Source organism: Sphingopyxis lindanitolerans, from assembly GCF_002993885.1.
Lineage (GTDB): Bacteria > Pseudomonadota > Alphaproteobacteria > Sphingomonadales > Sphingomonadaceae > Sphingopyxis > Sphingopyxis lindanitolerans.
Genome location: NZ_PHFW01000004.1, coordinates 15523 through 32264, shown reverse-complemented (window position 1 = coordinate 32264; position 16742 = coordinate 15523). Strand labels below are relative to the sequence as shown.

The window sequence follows — 16742 nt, the reverse complement described above, 5'->3', positions numbered from 1 at the left end:
CGAAGACCCTTGGCTGAAAACGGACGGCACGCGGTCGCCGACCGCGTGCCGGAAATGGCGGCGGGGAAACGGGCGCGCCCGTCCCCCGCCTTGGTCGGAGCGGCCTTGCAAGCCTGCGCGCCTGTTCCGCTCCGCATGGCCTAGAAGCGCCAGTTCATCTGGATGCCGTAGGTCGCGGGCTGCCCCGCCAGCCTGCGGACGACGTCATAGAGCTTGGCGACGTTGGTCCAGTAATAGCTGTTGGTCACGTTGCGGCCGAAGACGCTGACCTGCCAATTGCCGTCGCTGCCGCCGAAGCCGGCGCGCAGGTCGAGCACGCCATAGTCCTTCATGTAGAGCAGCGGTTCGTTGCCGAAGCCCGCATTGGTCTTGGTCCGGTAGCTGTAGTTGACGCCCAGATTGGCATCCAGCCGCGATGAAATCGGAAAGCGGTATGCGCCGTCCAGATTGACCTGCCATTTGGGCGTATAGGGAAAATCATTCCCCTTGAAGTTCTGGCGCGTGCCGATGATCGTGTAGTTGATGAAGTCCGACGTGACCTTCGAGTCCAGATACGTCGCCGCGGCGGTCAGGGACAGGCCGTTGGTCGGATAGACCGTGACCTGCCCCTCAAAGCCGCGAACGCGGGACTTGGGCACGTTGACCAGCGCGATCAGCGGCCCCATCAGCGTGATGATGCGCCCCTGAAGCTGCTTGTCCGAATAGTCATAGTTGAAGGCCGCGCCGGTCACGTCGACCAGCCGCCCGAAAAGCGACGCCTTGAACCCCGCCTCCAGCGCGACCACGCTTTCCTGCTTCACCGGAACATATTGGTCGACGCTGGTGCCCGAAAGGACGGGCACGCTGCCCGCCTTGTAGCCCCGGCTCGCGTTGAAATAGAGCAGCACCCGGTCGGCGGGCTTCACGTCGACGCCGAAGCGCCAGGACAGGCTGTCCTCGTTGAACGTCCCTTCGATATGGCTGGCATAGTTGAGATTGGCGTCCAGCGTCGAGCAACCGTCCATCGGAATGACGGGTATCGGCCCCAGCCCGGCCGCGGCGCGGATATTGTTGAACAGCCGCGTCAGCCCGACCGCCGAATTCTGGTTGGCCGGAAGCCCGCACCCCTCATAGTCCAGGTCCGCCTTGGTATAGCGGGCGCCGGCGTGCAGCGTGACCAGGCGGCCGATGTCATAGTCGACATTGCCGAACGCCGCATAGGTGTTGAAATCCTGATAGCCGTAGGGCGCGGCGGCGACGTCGTTGGTCAGCGGCGTGAAAAAGCTGTTCTGGGTGGAATAGTAGGTCGCCCAGATCGCATTCTCCCGCGTCTTGTCATGCGCATAGTTGACGCCCAGGATGATGGTCGCTGGCCCGAAATTGCCGGTCAGCCGCTCCTCGGTCGAAAAGGACGAGATGCGGCCGCGAATGCTCTGGTCGCCGTTCGTCAGCGACGTGCCGTCCAGGTCGATCCGCTGGTCCATGCTCATATGCGCGTAGGAATTGAGCGAGACCAGCGTGATGTCGTCGGTCAGTTCGTAATCCCCGCGCAGCACCGCCTGGTAGAAGCTGTTGTCCTTGCGGTAGGGCGTGTTGGCGTTCCAGTCCGCCGCGCGCGGCGTCTGGGGCGCGCGCGGATAGTTGGTGACGAGCGGAATGGTGCTGGCAAATGCCCCGAACAAGGGAACCACGGCGAGGAGCTGGCCCGCCTGCATATCCCCATCGTCGATGAAACCGTTGAGATTGAGCGAGAGCCTGAGGCGATCGGACGCCTGCCAGTCCAGAAGGAACCGGCCCTGGAGCATGCGCTGGCGGCCCAGGCTGTCGTTGCGGGTATAGCTTTGCTGCCAGCCGTCGCCCCGCACCCCGCGAACCGCCAGGCGGGCGTTGAGGCCCGGCGCAAGCGGGCCGGTGACATAGCCCTGCGCGTCCAGCGTGTTGAAGCGCGCGAAACTCGCCGTCACGCCCGCGCCCAGCTCATCCCTGGGCTTCGCGGCGATATAGTTGATCGCGCCGCCCGTGGCGTTCTGGCCGAACAGGGTTCCCTGCGGCCCCTTGAGCACTTCGACCCGCTCCAGGTCGAAGGCGGCGCCGGTCGTCATCACGGAAAAGGGCAAGGGCGCCTCGTCGACATAGACGCTGACGGTCGGGCGCGCACCCACCGCCGTGTCGTAGAAGCCCACGCCGCGCAGCGAATAGACCGGCACGCCGCTGCCGCTCTGCACGAAATTGAGGCCGGGCGTGACCTTCGCCAGATCCTGGACATCGTTGATCCCCCGCGCCGCAAGCTGCTCCCCGGTCAGCGCCGTCACCGACATCGGCACGGTGCTGAGGCTCTGGGCGCGCTTCTGCGCCGTCACGACGATGTCGCTGACGCTGTTCAGGCCATTGCCCTGGTCGGCGGGGGCCGCCTGGCCATGGGCGGCATGGGGCAGAATAGCCGCCCCAGCCAAATAAAGCGCCGTCTTGAGCATTTTCATCATCAATCCCCCTCCTGGGCCCATTCGACCGATGGGTTGCCTTGAAATCACAGGCTTGAACGGCACGGCCCGTCGACCGCCGCCGGGCGACACGGCCCGGCAGGGAGCGACGGGGTTCCCGCTGACTGCCTTTCACGAAGCGACGCAACCGGACTCGATCCACTCCGGCATCCCGACTCGTTGCGTTATGTGTATATACACATTCTGCAATGTCAATCATGTTCCGCCGCGCTCCTGCCAAGGCGCGGAAAAGCCCTGGGCAGGCCGAATCGGCGATGCGCAGCGGGGCGGCGACCAGAACCGTCCCGCCGCCGCCCGACATATCGATTCCTCGCAAGGCACTGTTTTCAGGCAATTTTAAAATCCTGCCGTCCGCGCTTGAACAACGATGTTTTCATTGGTAACACTGTTACCGGATTGGGCAGACGACGAAGGAGCTTAGGAATGCGCACGCGGATCACGGAACTGTTCGGGATCGAACATCCGATCATACAGGGCGGGATGCACTATGTCGGCTTCGCCTCCCTCGCCGCCGCGGTTTCCAATGCGGGCGGCCTGGGCCTGATCACCGGCCTGACCCAGCGCACCCCTGAACTGCTGGGGCAGGAAATCGCGAAGGCACGGGATCTGACCGACAAGCCGTTCGGCGTGAACCTGACCTTCCTGCCGACCTTCAACGCGCCGCCCTATGCCGAATATATCCAGGTCATCGCCGAAAACGGCATCCGGATCGTGGAAACGGCGGGGCGCAGCCCGGAAGAATATATGCCGCTGTTCAAGCAGGCCGGCATCAAGGTCATCCACAAATGCACCTCCGTGCGCCACGCCCTGAAGGCCGAACGGATCGGCTGCGACGCGGTCAGCGTCGACGGCTTCGAATGCGGCGGGCATCCGGGCGAAGACGACATTCCCAACATGATCCTGCTGCCATTGGCGGCGGAGGCGCTTTCCGTGCCGTTCGTCGCGTCGGGCGGCATGGCCGACGGCCGCAGCCTGGTGGCGGCGCTGGCGCTGGGCGCCGACGGCGTCAACATGGGAACCCGTTTCGTCGCGACCCAGGACGCGCCGGTCCATGAAAATGTGAAACGGGCGCTTGTCGAGGCGACGGAACTCGATACGCGGCTGGTGATGCGGCCGCTGCGCAATACCGAACGCGTGCTCAACAATCCCGGCGTGGAGAAGATCCGCCAGATCGAACGGGAAAAGGGCGACGCGATCAAGATCGACGATATTTTCGAGCAGGTCGCGGGCGTCTATCCCAAGGTAATGGTTGAAGGCGAGGTCGATGTCGGTGCATGGAGTTGCGGGCTGGTCGTCGGATTGATCCGGGACGTGCCGACCGTGAAGGAACTTGTCGACCGCATCATGAACGAAGCCGAGCAGATCATCACCGACCGGCTGGGCCGCTCCCTGGGCGCAACGGTCCAGAACGCGCTCGAAACGGCATAGGCGGCATGCCGTCCGGCACGGCCCGATGGGAAGGTGGCGTCGACCTGCAACAGGTCCGCGCCACCTATCGGGACGAGACGCGGTCCGCCATCCTCGCCGCCGCCGCGCGCATTTTGAGCGAGGAAGGGCCAGCCGCGCTGACGGTCCGGCGCGTCGCGGAGGTCGTCAACGCTTCGACGAAGATGATCTATACCTGCTTTTCGGGCAAGGCGGGGCTGCTGGACGCGCTGTATATCCACAGTTTCGACGGCTTGGGCCGCGAATTCGGAAAATGCCTGGCAGAACCTGCGCCGGTCGCCCGATTGCGGGCGATATGCAAGGCCTATCGCGCCTATGCGCTGGCGGAACCGGCATTCTACAATGTCATGTTCGGCGACCTCGGCCGGGCCTATGAAGCGCCGCTGGAAAGCCGGCGGCGCGCCTGGTCGACATTCCGCGCCATGCGGGAGGCGGTCGCGGCCTGCCTTCCGGAAGATCGGCGGGACGAAGCCCGGCAACTCTCCCAGATGCTCTGGGCGACGCTGCACGGCGTCGTCAGTCTGGAACTGAGGGGCCTGCTCGGCGAAAAGACGGATGCCGGCGATCTGTATGACAGGACGAGCGAACTCTTCCTCCAGGGAAGCGGCCTGATCCCCTCCTGACCGGCGTCAGCAACCGCGTCAGGCGGCTGCCTTGTCGTCCATGCGCGAGGCCACGAAGTCGCGCGGCCCCAGGACCCGCCCGTCTCTGGCCTTCAGCTCGATCCTGGCCAGCGGTTCGCCATTCTGGCGGTCGACCATCGCATATCGGGCCTCGTCCGGCTTGAAGCATGTGCTTTCGCCCCACTGCCACAGCGCCATGAGAACGACGTACAACCCCTCTCCCTTTGCGGTGAGGACATAGCGGTGGCCGACGCCGTTGTCCGCGTCCGGCTCTATCCGGAAGATGTCATGTTCGACCAGCTTCTTCAGCCGCGCGGACAATATGTTCTTGGCCAGCCCGATAGCCTTCTGGAATTCGCCGAAGCGCTCCCTTCCCTTGAAGGCTTCGCGCACGATCAGCAACGACCACCAGTCGCCGACCACTTCAAGGGAACGGGCAATGCCGCAATCGGCGTTGCCGAGATTGGTCCGCTTTCCCTTCATCGCCATCTCCAACATCACAGGAAGGTTTTGAAGTTAAACCAACTCCGCCGATTTGTCGAGCGTTCCTCCCCGCGACGCCGCCGGGAGCCATTGGCGGGGAAGGCCCTGGTCGTCGCCGCCTTCCCGAACCGCAGGGGACGGCGTCAGTCGATCTTCACGACGAGCTTGCCGAAATTCCGTCCCTCCAACAGGCCCATGAACGCCGCCGGAGCGTTGTCCAGTCCTTCGACAATGTCTTCGCGGAACCGGATCTTCCCTTCGGAAATCCACTGGCTGACCTCGTCCAGGAACTTCGGCCGCTGGTCCCAGAATTCGCCGACGATGAAACCCCGCATCATGATGCTGCGCGACAGGATGATCCGCATCGCGGCGGGCAGATGATCGACCTGTTCGCCGGACGATCCGTTATACTGGGCGATCAGGCCGCAGACGGGCACCCTGGCGAAATTGTTGAGCAGCGGCAGCACGGCCTGCCAGACGGCGCCGCCGACCAGTTCGAAATTGATGTCGATGCCGTCCGGGCACGCCGCGGCCAGATCGTCGGCGAAGGTCGGGGACCGATGGTCGACCACCGCATCGAAGCCCAGTTCCTGCTTCGCATAGGCGCATTTTTCCGCGCCGCCCGCGATTCCGACGGCCCTGGCGCCATAGAGCCTGGCGATCTGGCCGACCAGCGATCCGACCGGGCCGGTCGCCGCCGCGACGACGACCGTTTCGCCGGGCTGGGGTTTGCCCAGGGTCAGCAGCCCCGAATAAGCGGTGAGGCCGGGCATGCCGAGCACGCCCACGGCGGTGGTGATCGGCTTGAAGCGGTCGTCCAGCTTCACAAGGCCAGTGCCGTCCGAAATGGCGTGCGTCTGCCATCCCAGCCGTCCGGCCACGCGTTCCCCGACCGAAAAGCCCGGATGGCGGGATTCCAGCACGGTCCCGATGATCTCGCCTTCCATCACCCCGCCGACCGGCGTCGGCGCGGCATAGGATTTCCGGTCATCCATGCGGCCGCGCATATAGGGGTCGAGCGACAGATAATTCGCCCCGACCAGGAACTGTCCATCCCCGATGGGCGGCAGGGCCGCGTCCTCTGCCCTGAAATTGGCGGGCGTCACCGCGCCCTGCGGACGTTCGGCAAGGACGATCCGGTGGGTGGTCACCATGGCATATTTCCTTTTTCTTCTGTTCGGTCCGCGCGCCGTTGCGAATGGATGGGCGTTCCGAACGGGATTGCGTGGCGGCATGGGGCCTGCGCTGCGCTCGACCCGGTTCCGCTCTGCCGGCCGCGAGGACGCGGCCGGTTCGAATGCGGGTCAGGCCGCCTGGACGTCCCATAAGTCGATGGCGATGGCGATCCGGTCGAGGATCGGGCGGTTGTCCGCGCCGGCGGCATAGACGCGCCGCTTCGTCGGGAAGATGAGGCCGTCGAACGCCTTGTGATCGGTCGCATAGTTGGCGCTGGTCGTGCCGCCCATGATCTCCACGCTGTAGTCGTGGCGCCGCAGCAGGCCCGATTGATCGAAATAGAAGGTCTGCTGGGTGGAATGGCTGGGCACGCCTTCGGGGAATGTCACCTTCAGCCGACGCCAGGTTTCGCCATTCTCGTCCCAGGGTTCGACCTCTTCCGACGTGAAGCCGGGCAGCCTGAACAGGAACGGCGTGGTCAGATAGGTCCACATCGCATAGCCGGTGAAATAGACGAGATGCTGTTCGTCCCACGGCGTCGGAATGCTGTGCCCTTCGAAGAAGGAGCGCGGATTTTCCCGCTTATCGATCAGTTCGCCGCTGTCGGCGACGATGGCGGTGCTGTCCGGCTCCCAGACGCAATGCTGCCCCTCCTTGAGGAAGGGCGTGAATTCGGTGTGCGGCTTCCGCGTGGAGATCGAGCAATGCATGTCCGCATAGGCGCCGGGCCACTGCTTCACATGCCAGACCGTGCCCTCCGCATGGAAATGGGCTTTCAGTTCATTGATCTGCTCCCAGCGGTCCCAACCGCCATGCGCCGCGATCGCCAGGTCCAACAATTCGCTCACACCTATTCTCCATCGCTCCCCGGCCAATGCCGGATAGGTTTAACTTTGCAACCATGCAGCCCATAGGCCCTTATGGTTTAACTTTGCAACCTAAATTCGCGCGATGGATTCCCGGAGAGGTCGCCGGCAGGGCGTTCGCTAAGGGGATGGGAGCGTCGGCGGGCGCGGAAAAGCGCGGCGCGACAGGATGCGGCGCGGTGGGGCGGCCGGCGCAGGGCGACCAAGGCCGCGCCTTCAGATCATCCATTACCGAGCCGCGGCCGGCGGGTTTCGCCGGCCGCGTCGGTTCACAGCCTGGGGCATCGCGCGGAAAGGCCTGTCCCGCGCCTGTCGAAGGGGCGGGAGCCAGCCTGCCGCTTGAAACCGCTTAGGACCGCTCGAAGATGGCGGCGAGACCCTGGCCGCCGCCGATGCACATGGTCTCCAGACCGTAGCGCGCATCGCGGCGGCGCATCTCGTTCAGCATCGTCGCGGCGATTCGCGCCCCGGTGACGCCGATCGGGTGGCCCAGGGAAATGCCCGAGCCGTTGACGTTGAGCTTGTCCAGGCGGCTGTCGTCCTCACCCCATTCCCACGCCTTGAGCAGCGCGAGCACCTGGGCCGCGAAAGCCTCGTTGATTTCGATAAGGTCCATGTCGTCCCAGCCCAGGCCCGTGCGCGCGAACAGCCGCTGGACGGCGCCCACGGGGCCGATGCCCATGCGGGAGGGATCGCAACCCGCCGCCGCCCAGCCGACGAACCAGCCGCTCGGTTCCAGGCCGAGCTTCGCGAGCTGGTCTTCGGCAACGACCAGGCAGGCCGCGGCGGCGTCATTCTGCTGGCTGGCGTTGCCGGCGGTCACCACGCCGCCCTCGATCGGCTTCAACCCGCCGAGCGTCTCCAGCGAGGCATCCTCGCGGAACCCCTCGTCCCGATCGAAGATCACGGGTTCGCCGCGCTTCTGCGGCACGGCGACGGGCACGATCTCGTCAGCGAACTTGCCCTCGCGCCAGGCGGCGGCGGCGCGCTGGTGCGATCGGACGGCATAGGCGTCCGACTGCTCCCGCGTGATGCCATAGTCGCGGGCGAGATTTTCGGCGGTCTCGATCATGCCCGTGATCACGCCATAGCGTTCGATCGGCTGCGACATCAGGCGGGCGCGGGTCAGCCGGTCGTGCAGTTCGAGGCTGCCCATGCGCGCGCCCTTGCGCAGCGCGGTCGAATAATGTTCGACATTGGACATGCTTTCCGCGCCGCCCGCGACCACGACGTCGGCGGCGCCGGTCTGAACCATCATGGCCGCTTCGATGATCGCCTGAAGGCCGGAGCCGCAGCGGCGGTCGAGCTGGAAGCCCGGCACATTCTGGGGCATTCCGGCGGCCAGCCAGGACCAGCGGCCGATGCTGGGCGCCTCCCCGCTGGGATAGCCATGTCCGAAGACGACGTCGTCGACGCGTTCGGGATCGATCCCGCTGCGTTCGACCAGCGCCTTGATGATCGTGGCGCCCAATTGCCCGGCCGTCAGCGCGGAAAGGCCGCCGCCGAATTTCCCGACGGCGGTCCGAAGAGGCGAAACGATGGCGGCTCGACGCAATGTCATGATGTCAACTCCTGTAGATTCAACGGATTGCGGGTTTATGGATTGGGGCGATGGCTCTGGATGGCGCGCTCAAGCTGACCGGCGGCCGCCCTCAGGTCGGGAAGATAGCGCTCGATCAGATCCTCGCGGCTGTGGGCGTCGGAAAAGGTGGCGACATTGAGCGCCGCCAGGACCTGCCCCTCGCGGTCGCGGACGGGAACGGCCAGGGATCGCAGCCCGACCTCCAGTTCCTCCTCGACCAGGCTCCAGCGCCGCTCGCCCACGGCGACCAGTTCGGTGCGGAGCACATCGGGGGAAACGATGGTGCGTTCGGTCCTCGGCTCCAGGGCGGCGCGCGCCAGCCACCGTTCGGTCTCGCACGGCGCGAGCGAGGCGAGGAGGACGCGCCCCATCGACGTGCAATGGCTGGGCAAGGTGCTGCCGACCATCAGCGGCGCGGCGATCACCTGGTTCCGCTCGGCGCGGGCGATGTAGATGATGCGGCCCGGGTCCGACGGATCGAGCGCGCCGACCGACACCGTTTCCTGAAGGCTGTCGCGCAAGGCGTTGGCGACCGCCTGGCTGGCGCTGGCCAGGGGGGTGGACGTCAGGAACCCGGCGGCCAGCGGCAGCAATTTGGGCGTGAGCGAATAGCGCCCGTCCCGCTCGCGAACATAGCCAAGGCATGTCAGCGTGTGCAGGCAGCGGCCGGCGCTGGGCCGGTTCAGCCCGCTCAGCCGCGCCGCTTCCGTGATGCTGAGCGAGGACTGCCCCTCGAAAGCGCGCAGCACGCCAAGGCCCCGCGCCAGCGAAAGCATGAAGTTGGGATCGGCGGTTTGGCTGTCGTCAGCCATGGGCATTGACCTTTTGCGCTTAAACGAATATTGGCGTTTTTATCCGATAATCGGACAAATAGGGATTATTATGGCAAAGCGCAAGATATTTCCCGACGCTGATGCAGCGCTTGAGGGCGTTCTCTTCGACGGGATGACCATCATGTCCGGTGGGTTCGGGCTTTCGGGCAATCCGGAACATCTGATCGCCGGCCTGCTGCGGAACGGCGTCAAGGAACTCACCGTCATCTCCAACAATTGCGGCGCGGACGGCTTCGGCCTCTGGACGCTGCTCAACAACGGCCAGATCCGCAAGATGGTCTCCTCCTATATCGGGGAGAACAAGCTGTTCGCGGAACTCTATCTGTCGGGCCAGCTCGAACTGGAGCTCAATCCGCAGGGCACGCTGGCGGAACGCATACGCGCGGGCGGCGCGGGCATTCCGGCCTTCTACACGAAGACCGGCGTGGGAACCGTCGTCGCGGAGGGCAAGCCCGTCGAGGAATTCGAAGGGTCGCTCTATGTGCGCGAAACGTGGCTGCGGGCCGACGTTTCCATCGTGAAGGCCTGGAAAGCCGATCCGGAGGGCAATCTCGTCTATCGCAAGACGGCGCGGAACTTCAATCCGAACATGGCGACCGCCGGCAAGATCACCATCGCCGAGGTGGAGGAGATCGTCCCGGCCGGCGCGCTCGACCCCGACCAGGTCCACACGCCGGGCATCTATGTCGATCGCGTGATCCAGGGACCGTCCTATGAGAAGCGAATCGAATTCCGGACCACGCGTCCCCGCACGGAGGAGAAGGCCTGATGCCCTGGACACGTGAGGAAATGGCGGCCCGCGCCGCCGGCGAGCTGCAGGACGGCTTTTATGTGAACCTGGGCATCGGCATTCCGACGCTGGTCGCCAATTATGTGCCCGCCGACATAGAGGTCGTCCTCCAGTCGGAGAACGGCCTGCTGGGCATCGGTCCCTTTCCCTATGAGGATGAAGTCGACCCGGACCTCATCAACGCGGGCAAGCAGACGGTGACCACTTTGCCCACGTCGAGCTTCTTCAGCTCGGCCGACAGCTTCGCCATGATCCGCGGCGGGCATATCGACCTTGCCATATTGGGCGCCATGGAGGTTGCCGGCAATGGCGACCTGGCCAACTGGACCGTGCCGGGCAAGATGATCAAGGGCATGGGCGGCGCGATGGACCTGGTCGCGGGCGTGAAGCGCGTCGTCGTGGTGATGAGCCACAGCGACAAGGCGGGCAATTCCAAGATCGTCGAACGCTGCACCCTGCCGCTCACCGGCACGGGCGTCGTCGACGCCATCATTTCCGACTTCGGCCGGTTCGTGCTGGATCGGGACCGCGGCGAATTGATCGTGCAGGAACTGGCGTCTGATCTCGACATCGATTTCGTTCGCGCCCGGACGGGAATCCCGATCCGGTCGGCCTGATCCGAAATCAGACAGGCGCCGCCAAACAGCGGGGGGAGAGCGTTTTCGCAGGAAGCGGAGACGCTCTCTTTTCTTTTGCCTCTGCCCCGTCCGCGCCGAAGAGGAAAAGGCCCGTTCAGGCCTGGACGGGCGTCGGCGGCTGCCTGTGCGGCGCGGCGAGGATGTTGAACAGGATGGGGGCGAGCGCCGCGCTGATGATCGCGACCAGCACCATGGCCGCGTTGGTCGCGGTGTCGAGCACGCCGATCCGGGTCGCGATGTCGGACGCCGCGACGATCAGGCTGATGCGCGCGCTCAGCAATATGCCGGCGGCCATCGCCTTCCTGCGGCCGTGGATCGGGACCAGCAGCAGCGACGGGATGATCTTGTTGGCGAAGGCGACCGCCACGAAGCCCGGCACCAGCCACAGGGTCTTGGGCGATCCCAGCAGCGCGGGAATATCGAATTTCAGGCCGACATTGATGAAGAAGAAGGGCACGATGAAGCCATAGCCGATGACCTCCAGCCGCTCGCGCCGGTGGCTGCCGCGCGGAACGATCTGCCCCAGCAGCAATCCCGCGAGGAACGCCGCCAGCACCAGTTGCGAATTCAGCATCTCCGCCAGCCAGGCCGTCAGGAACAGCAGCGCCAGGCTGAGCCTGACGAAAGGCAGGCTGGTCCGGTTGTCCAGCCGCGCCGCGGGCACCCGCGCCAGCAGCCTGGGCAGCAGCCGGATCGCCGGGACGGCGATGGCGACAAGCGCCAGGCTGCCCAAGGCGCCCTGCGCGCTGCCGCTGACGACGATCCCGGCCAGGGCGGAAATGGCGATCATCGCGAAGAAGTCGACGAGCAGCGCGGCCGAGAGGATCGTCTGCCCGTATATGTCGCTGGCGATGCCCTTTTCCTGTATCATCGGCACGACGATGCCGACCGAGCTGGTCGAAAGGATCGCGGCATAGATCGCCAGGTGCACCAGGGGCGTCCCCGGGTCGAGCAGCAGCCAGGCGCCAAGGCCGGCCATGGCAAGGGTCAGCAGCGATATGAGGATGGCCAGGATGAGCGGCCTCGCCCGCTGCGCCCCCTGCGGCCGGGCCAGCAACGCGCCGAAATCGACCTCCAGCCCCGCGATCACCATGGGTATGGCAAGCCCGATCTGGGCGAACAGCTCCATCGAGGGACCGGGCGACAGGAATCCCAGGCCATGCGGGCCGACCAGGATCCCGAACGCGATTTCCAGCACCAGCGCGGGCAAGAGGGCCTTGGGCATCCATTGGGCGACGACGGCGGCCAGTGCGCTGCCGGCACAAGCCAGGGCCAATATGGAAACTATCACTTGTCCCTCTATGTCCTCATCGTGGCGCGGCGGCGGATGCCCGCTTCCTGATTGCCGACCTTCTCTCCGGCGGCGCCTGAGGGTCGATCCGTTGGTGCGCGGACGGCAAGCCCTTATCCCATGAACGACCGGCACTCAACCGTTGGTTCCGGACGGATGGGACGAGTTGCGGGGAAGCCCACCCCGATGTCCGCCGGACCCGCCGCGTCAGCCGCCGAACGCCCGCCATCCGGCAACCGTCGCGCGCGCGGCGTCTCCCTGCGCCAGCGCAAGCGCGTCGGCCGCCTGGAGAACACGGCGCTGCGCCTCGACCAGTTCGGCCAGCGAAACATGGCCCGCCCGATAGGCGCGATCCAGCGCGTCGCAGGCGGCGGTCGCGGCCCGGACCTCTTCGGCATGGACGGCTTCGCGCTCTCTGGCGGTCCGCCAGGCAACGACGGCGCGTTCGACATCCTCGGCGGCGCGCAGCGCGGCATTACGGAACTGGGCGATGGCCTCCCGCTCCGCGCCCTTCGCCCGTGCGACCTCCGCATCGACCCGGCCGAAGTCGAAAAGCCGCCAGCGCAGGCCCAACCCGCCCTGCACCACGCTCGCCGGGCCGGAAATGAGCCTGCCCGCGTCATTGCCCTGAAAACCCAGCAGGCCCGACAGGGTGAATTTGGGATAATATTCGGCAAGGGCGACGCCCAGCCGCGCATGGCCGGCAGCAACGCGCCGTTCGGCAGCGACCAGATCCGGCCTGCGCCGCATCAGATCGGCGGGCAGCCCCATGGCCGCGAAACCGGCGACCGGCACCGGCTCCGGCCTCTCCAGCGCCTGGACAACCGAATCCGGCAGGCCGCCGGCCAGCACCGCCAGCCGCGCCAACTGCGCCTGCGCCGCCTGGTCGAACTCGGCGATCCCGGCGCTGATCGCGGCGGTGGAGGCGCGGGACTGGTCCAGTTCGAAACGGGCAGCCGCGCCATGGACGAAGCGGGCGCGGACGATATTTTCCAGCTTCTGCGCCGCCGCCGCCTGATCGACGGCGATGGAGCGCCTGCGCTGCGCGGAACGAAGGAGGATATAGGCATCGCCAATCTCCGCCGCCACGGTGAGGCGGACGGCCTGGCTGTCGGCGACGGCCGCCTCCAGTTCCGCGACGGCCGCTTCCCGCCCGCGCTTCAGCCCGCCGGCAAGGTCCAGTTCCCAGCTTGCCCCGCCGACCAGTTCGAAACTGTCCTGCGTCCGGTCGAAATCCGGGACATAATCGGCGATCTGCCCCAGCCCGGCCCTCAGCGACTGGCGCGTCCGGACCGCGGAACCGTCCAGCGATCCCGACGGCATCCGCGCCGCCCGCGCCGACCCGGCGGCCGCCCTTGCCTGGTCGACCCGCGCCATCGCCGCCTCCACGTCGAAGCCGCCCTTGAGGCCGCGCGCGACCAGATCGTCCAGCATGGGGTCGGCGAAATCCCGCCACCACGGCCTGCCGCCCGGCTCCACGATCAGGGGAGCATTGTGAAAGGCGGCCGGCAGCGGCAAGGCCGGCCGTCGATACTCCGTGCCCGCGGCGCAGCCGCCCAGCAGGGCAAGGCCGATCAGGGCGGCCAGCGACCGATTCGTCGTCACGACGCTTCTCCCGTCCGGGCGAGCAGGAGATAGACGACCGGCGTCGCCACCCGCGACAGCAGGGTGGAGGCGATCAGGCCGCCGATGATCGCGACCGCCATCGGGCCGTACAGCCCCGATCCGCCCATGGCCAGCGGCAGCAGCCCGCCGATCGCCGTGACGGAGGTGAGCAGCACGGGCAGGAAGCGCATCTCGCCCGCCTGCTCGATCGCTTCGCGCATGGCGATCCCCTGCCCCCGCAACTGTTCGGTGAAATCGACGAGAAGGATCGAATTCTTTATCTCTATGCCGATCAGCGCGATCAGGCCGATCATCGCCGTGAAGCTCAGCGAATTGCCCGTCAGCCACAGCGCCAGGACGGCGCCGAGCAGGCCGAGCGGTATGATGCTGGCCACCACAGCGACGAGCCTGAAGCGCCCGAATTCCATGACCAGCACGGCCAATATGCCGAGGCAGGCGACGATCGCCGCCGCCGTCATCCCCGCATTGCCGCTTTCCTGCTCCTCCGCTTCGCCGCCAAGCGCGATGGTGTAGCCCGCCGGCAGGCGCACGGCCCCGCGCACCCGGTCGAGCGCGGCTTGCGTCACCGCGCCCGTCAGATGGCCTGCCCCGACATAGGCCGTCAGGGTGACGGATCGTTCGCGATCATGGCGTTCGATGCGCGCCGGTCCCGTTTCCATGCCGGGATCGGCAAGGGCGCGAAGCGGCACCGCCCGGCCGTCGACGGACGGAACATGGATCCGGTCGAGCGCCTCGACCCTGTTGCGCTGCGCCATGGGCAGCCTGACGCGGACGGGATAGTCGTCCCCTTCCGCATCGCGAAGGCGGCCGGAAAATTCGCCGTCCAGCGCCAGCCGGGCGGCCTGTCGGGCGGCGCCCGCCGGGACGCCCAGCGCAGCCGCCTTCGCCTCGTCGATCCCCAGCGCCAGGTCGGCGCGGTCCTGGCGGACCGGATTGTCGACGTCGCGGATGCCCGGCGTGCCGGCCATGGCCGCCTCCGCCCGCCGGGCAAGGGCGCTCAGGGTAGCGAGATCCTCGCCGGCGATGCGGATTTCTATGGGGGCGGCGATCGGCGGACCCTGAACGAAGCCCAGGACGGTGATGCGCGCCCCTGGAAAGGCGGCGAACTCCCGCCGCAGGTCCGAAAGAAGCCGGGCGGAATGGGCGGGCCGGCCGTCGCGCAAAGACACCGCGACCTCCGCGAAGGCAGGGTCGGGATCATGCTGGCGGACATTATAATATATCTGGGGATTGCCCCGGCCCAGATTGGCGGCGAACCATTCCACCTCCGGCGCCCGCGCGGGCTCTGTTGCAAAGATTGGCGGCAGTCAGAGGTAGGCTGTCGCTCTGCGCCGATCAGGCGGCTGCTGCGAAATGGTGGTTGAGCATGCCCATGGCCTCCGTCAGCGCCGAGGGCCCAATGCCAAAAGCTCTCTCCACAAGGCGCACCTCGCCCCTGATGCCGGGCTGCAGGCACCAGGGGCGAGCCTGTCCTTTGCGCAGGGCTCGCATGACTTCGAATCCCTTGATCGTGGCATAGGCCGTGGGGATCGATTTGAAACCGCGCACCGGCTTGATCAGTATCTTGAGCTTTCCGTGATCGGCCTCGATCACGTTATTGAGATACTTCACCTGCCGGTGGGCCGTCTCCCGGTCCAGCTTTCCTTCGCGCTTCAATTCGGTGATCGCTGCACCATAGCTCGGCGCTTTGTCGGTATTGAGCGTGGCAGGCTTTTCCCAGTGCTTCAGGCCTCGCAGGGCCTTGCCCAGGAACCGCTTCGCTGCCTTGGCGCTGCGGGTCGGCGACAGGTAGAAATCGATCGTGTCGCCCCGCTTGTCGACTGCCCGGTACAGGTAGGTCCACTTGCCCCGCACCTTGACGTAGGTTTCATCCAGGCGCCAGCTCGGATCAAAGCCACGCCGCCAGAACCAGCGCAGCCGCTTCTCCATCTCCGGGGCGTAGCACTGGACCCAGCGATAGATCGTCGTATGGTCGACCGAAATGCCGCGTTCCGCCAGCATTTCCTCAAGGTCGCGATAGCTGATCGGATAGCGACAATACCAGCGCACCGCCCACAGGATCACATCACCCTGGAAATGGCGCCACTTGAAATCCGTCATCGTTCCGTCCGTCCAATCTCCGCCAAGCATGCTCAAGCTTCACGATTTTTGCAACAGAGCCCCGATGAGCACCCTGTTCGGCGGCAGGATCGCTGACGCGTTGCCGGTGCTCTGGGTGCTGGCGACCGGAGAGTTTGACGCCGATGTCGCCGAAGCGCAGGCAAAAATTGACGCCAGACTTCATCGCCGCTTCAAGATCAAGGTCGGCCGCGGCGACCCTGGCGACGATGCGCGGCGCGCCGTCGAGACGGCCAGCGCGATAGGCTGTCCCTGCTCGATCGACCTCAATGAGGCGTGGAGCTTTGCGGATTCCACGCGCGCATTGGCTATTCTCGATGGCTCCGGGGTCGATATCCTGGAACAGCCGCTGCCCCGCGCCGATCTTCCGGGGCTTGCCGATCTCGCGCGGCGCTCCAGCCTCGCGATCATGGCTGACGAGAGCGCCTGCAGCACGAGCGACATGATCGCGATTATCCGGGAACGGGCTGCCAGTTATGTGTCGCTGAAAATCTCAAAAGCCGGCGGCCCCAGCCGGATGCTCGCGATTGCCCGCATGGCGCAGGCCGCTGGCATCAATCTCTTCGGGGGCACTGCCCTGGACAGCTCGATCGGCACTGCCGCAAACATCCAATGCTGCTCGACGCTGCCGCTCGCCGGCGGGACCGAGCTTTTCATGCCCCTCCTGCTCGCGGACGACATTCTGGAGGAGCCGCTGGCCTACCGCGATTTCTGCGTGGACGTGCCGTCGGGCGTCGGCCTCGGTGTGACGATCGATGAAGCCAAGCTGCGCCACTACGAGCGCAAATAA

Annotated in this window: 14 protein-coding genes and 1 pseudogene; 5 read left to right on the top strand and 10 right to left on the bottom strand. The window is 66.0% G+C overall.

Going from position 1 to position 16742, the window contains the following annotated elements; all coding sequences use genetic code 11:
- Positions 1-140: 140 nt before the first annotated feature.
- Positions 141-2462 (bottom strand): TonB-dependent receptor, encoded by a 2322-nt coding sequence (locus CVO77_RS19825; RefSeq protein WP_015449284.1) that lies wholly within the window; start codon positions 2460-2462, stop codon positions 141-143.
- Positions 2463-2903: 441 nt separating this feature from the next.
- On the opposite strand from CVO77_RS19825, the gene CVO77_RS19815 reads away from it, so the two are divergent.
- Both CVO77_RS19815 and CVO77_RS19810 read left to right on the top strand, forming a co-directional pair.
- Positions 2904-3908, top strand: coding sequence for an NAD(P)H-dependent flavin oxidoreductase (locus CVO77_RS19815; RefSeq protein ID WP_015449285.1), 1005 nt, complete (start codon positions 2904-2906; stop codon positions 3906-3908).
- Positions 3909-3913: 5 nt separating this feature from the next.
- Positions 3914-4549 carry a TetR-like C-terminal domain-containing protein gene (locus tag CVO77_RS19810; RefSeq protein WP_007684910.1) on the top strand — a complete coding sequence of 212 codons (636 nt, stop codon included), beginning with the start codon at positions 3914-3916 and terminating at the stop codon, positions 4547-4549.
- Positions 4550-4567: 18 nt separating this feature from the next.
- On the opposite strand, the gene CVO77_RS19805 is transcribed toward CVO77_RS19810, so the two are convergent.
- The 5 genes from CVO77_RS19805 to CVO77_RS19785 form a co-directional block, all read right to left on the bottom strand.
- Entirely contained in the window at positions 4568-5047 is a 480-nt protein-coding gene (locus CVO77_RS19805) for a winged helix-turn-helix transcriptional regulator (RefSeq protein WP_007684911.1), read from the bottom strand.
- Between the two features lie 128 nt (positions 5048-5175).
- Positions 5176-6186 (bottom strand): NADP-dependent oxidoreductase, encoded by a 1011-nt coding sequence (locus tag CVO77_RS19800; RefSeq protein WP_015449286.1) that lies wholly within the window; start codon positions 6184-6186, stop codon positions 5176-5178.
- Positions 6187-6336: 150 nt separating this feature from the next.
- Positions 6337-7056 carry a hypothetical protein gene (locus CVO77_RS19795; RefSeq protein WP_015449287.1) on the bottom strand — a complete coding sequence of 240 codons (720 nt, stop codon included), beginning with the start codon at positions 7054-7056 and terminating at the stop codon, positions 6337-6339.
- 367 nt (positions 7057-7423) lie between these two features.
- Positions 7424-8635, bottom strand: coding sequence for an acetyl-CoA C-acetyltransferase (locus tag CVO77_RS19790; protein ID WP_013054067.1), 1212 nt, complete (start codon positions 8633-8635; stop codon positions 7424-7426).
- Positions 8636-8670: 35 nt separating this feature from the next.
- Positions 8671-9468, bottom strand: coding sequence for an IclR family transcriptional regulator domain-containing protein (locus CVO77_RS19785; protein WP_021247407.1), 798 nt, complete (start codon positions 9466-9468; stop codon positions 8671-8673).
- 70 nt (positions 9469-9538) lie between these two features.
- Between CVO77_RS19785 and CVO77_RS19780 the strand changes: the two genes are divergently transcribed.
- Together CVO77_RS19780 and CVO77_RS19775 are read left to right on the top strand one after the other, a co-directional pair.
- On the top strand, positions 9539-10258 hold the full coding sequence (locus CVO77_RS19780; RefSeq protein WP_007684919.1) for a CoA transferase subunit A: 720 nt from the start codon (positions 9539-9541) through the stop codon (positions 10256-10258).
- A complete protein-coding gene (locus CVO77_RS19775) occupies positions 10258-10896 on the top strand; it encodes a 3-oxoacid CoA-transferase subunit B (protein WP_007686450.1) in 639 nt (212 codons plus the stop codon). The genes CVO77_RS19780 and CVO77_RS19775 overlap by 1 nt, the downstream gene beginning before the upstream one ends.
- A gap of 115 nt (positions 10897-11011) precedes the next feature.
- On the opposite strand, the gene CVO77_RS19770 is transcribed toward CVO77_RS19775, so the two are convergent.
- The 4 genes and pseudogenes from CVO77_RS19770 to CVO77_RS19750 all read right to left on the bottom strand — a co-directional run bounded on the left by CVO77_RS19770 (position 11012) and on the right by CVO77_RS19750 (position 15934).
- Complete coding sequence (locus tag CVO77_RS19770) at positions 11012-12193, bottom strand: cation:proton antiporter (protein ID WP_021247406.1); 1182 nt, start codon at positions 12191-12193, stop codon at positions 11012-11014.
- A 222-nt stretch (positions 12194-12415) separates the two neighbouring features.
- Complete coding sequence (locus CVO77_RS19765; RefSeq protein ID WP_015449290.1) at positions 12416-13813, bottom strand: efflux transporter outer membrane subunit; 1398 nt, start codon at positions 13811-13813, stop codon at positions 12416-12418.
- Positions 13810-15114: pseudogene (locus tag CVO77_RS19760) on the bottom strand (efflux RND transporter permease subunit); the annotation flags it as partial. The gene CVO77_RS19765 and the pseudogene CVO77_RS19760, both read right to left, overlap by 4 nt.
- 55 nt (positions 15115-15169) lie before the next feature.
- Positions 15170-15934, bottom strand: coding sequence for an IS6-like element IS6100 family transposase (locus CVO77_RS19750; RefSeq protein WP_001389365.1), 765 nt, complete (start codon positions 15932-15934; stop codon positions 15170-15172).
- A gap of 64 nt (positions 15935-15998) precedes the next feature.
- Between CVO77_RS19750 and CVO77_RS19745 the strand changes: the two genes are divergently transcribed.
- Complete coding sequence (locus CVO77_RS19745) at positions 15999-16742, top strand: enolase C-terminal domain-like protein (RefSeq protein ID WP_158258149.1); 744 nt, start codon at positions 15999-16001, stop codon at positions 16740-16742.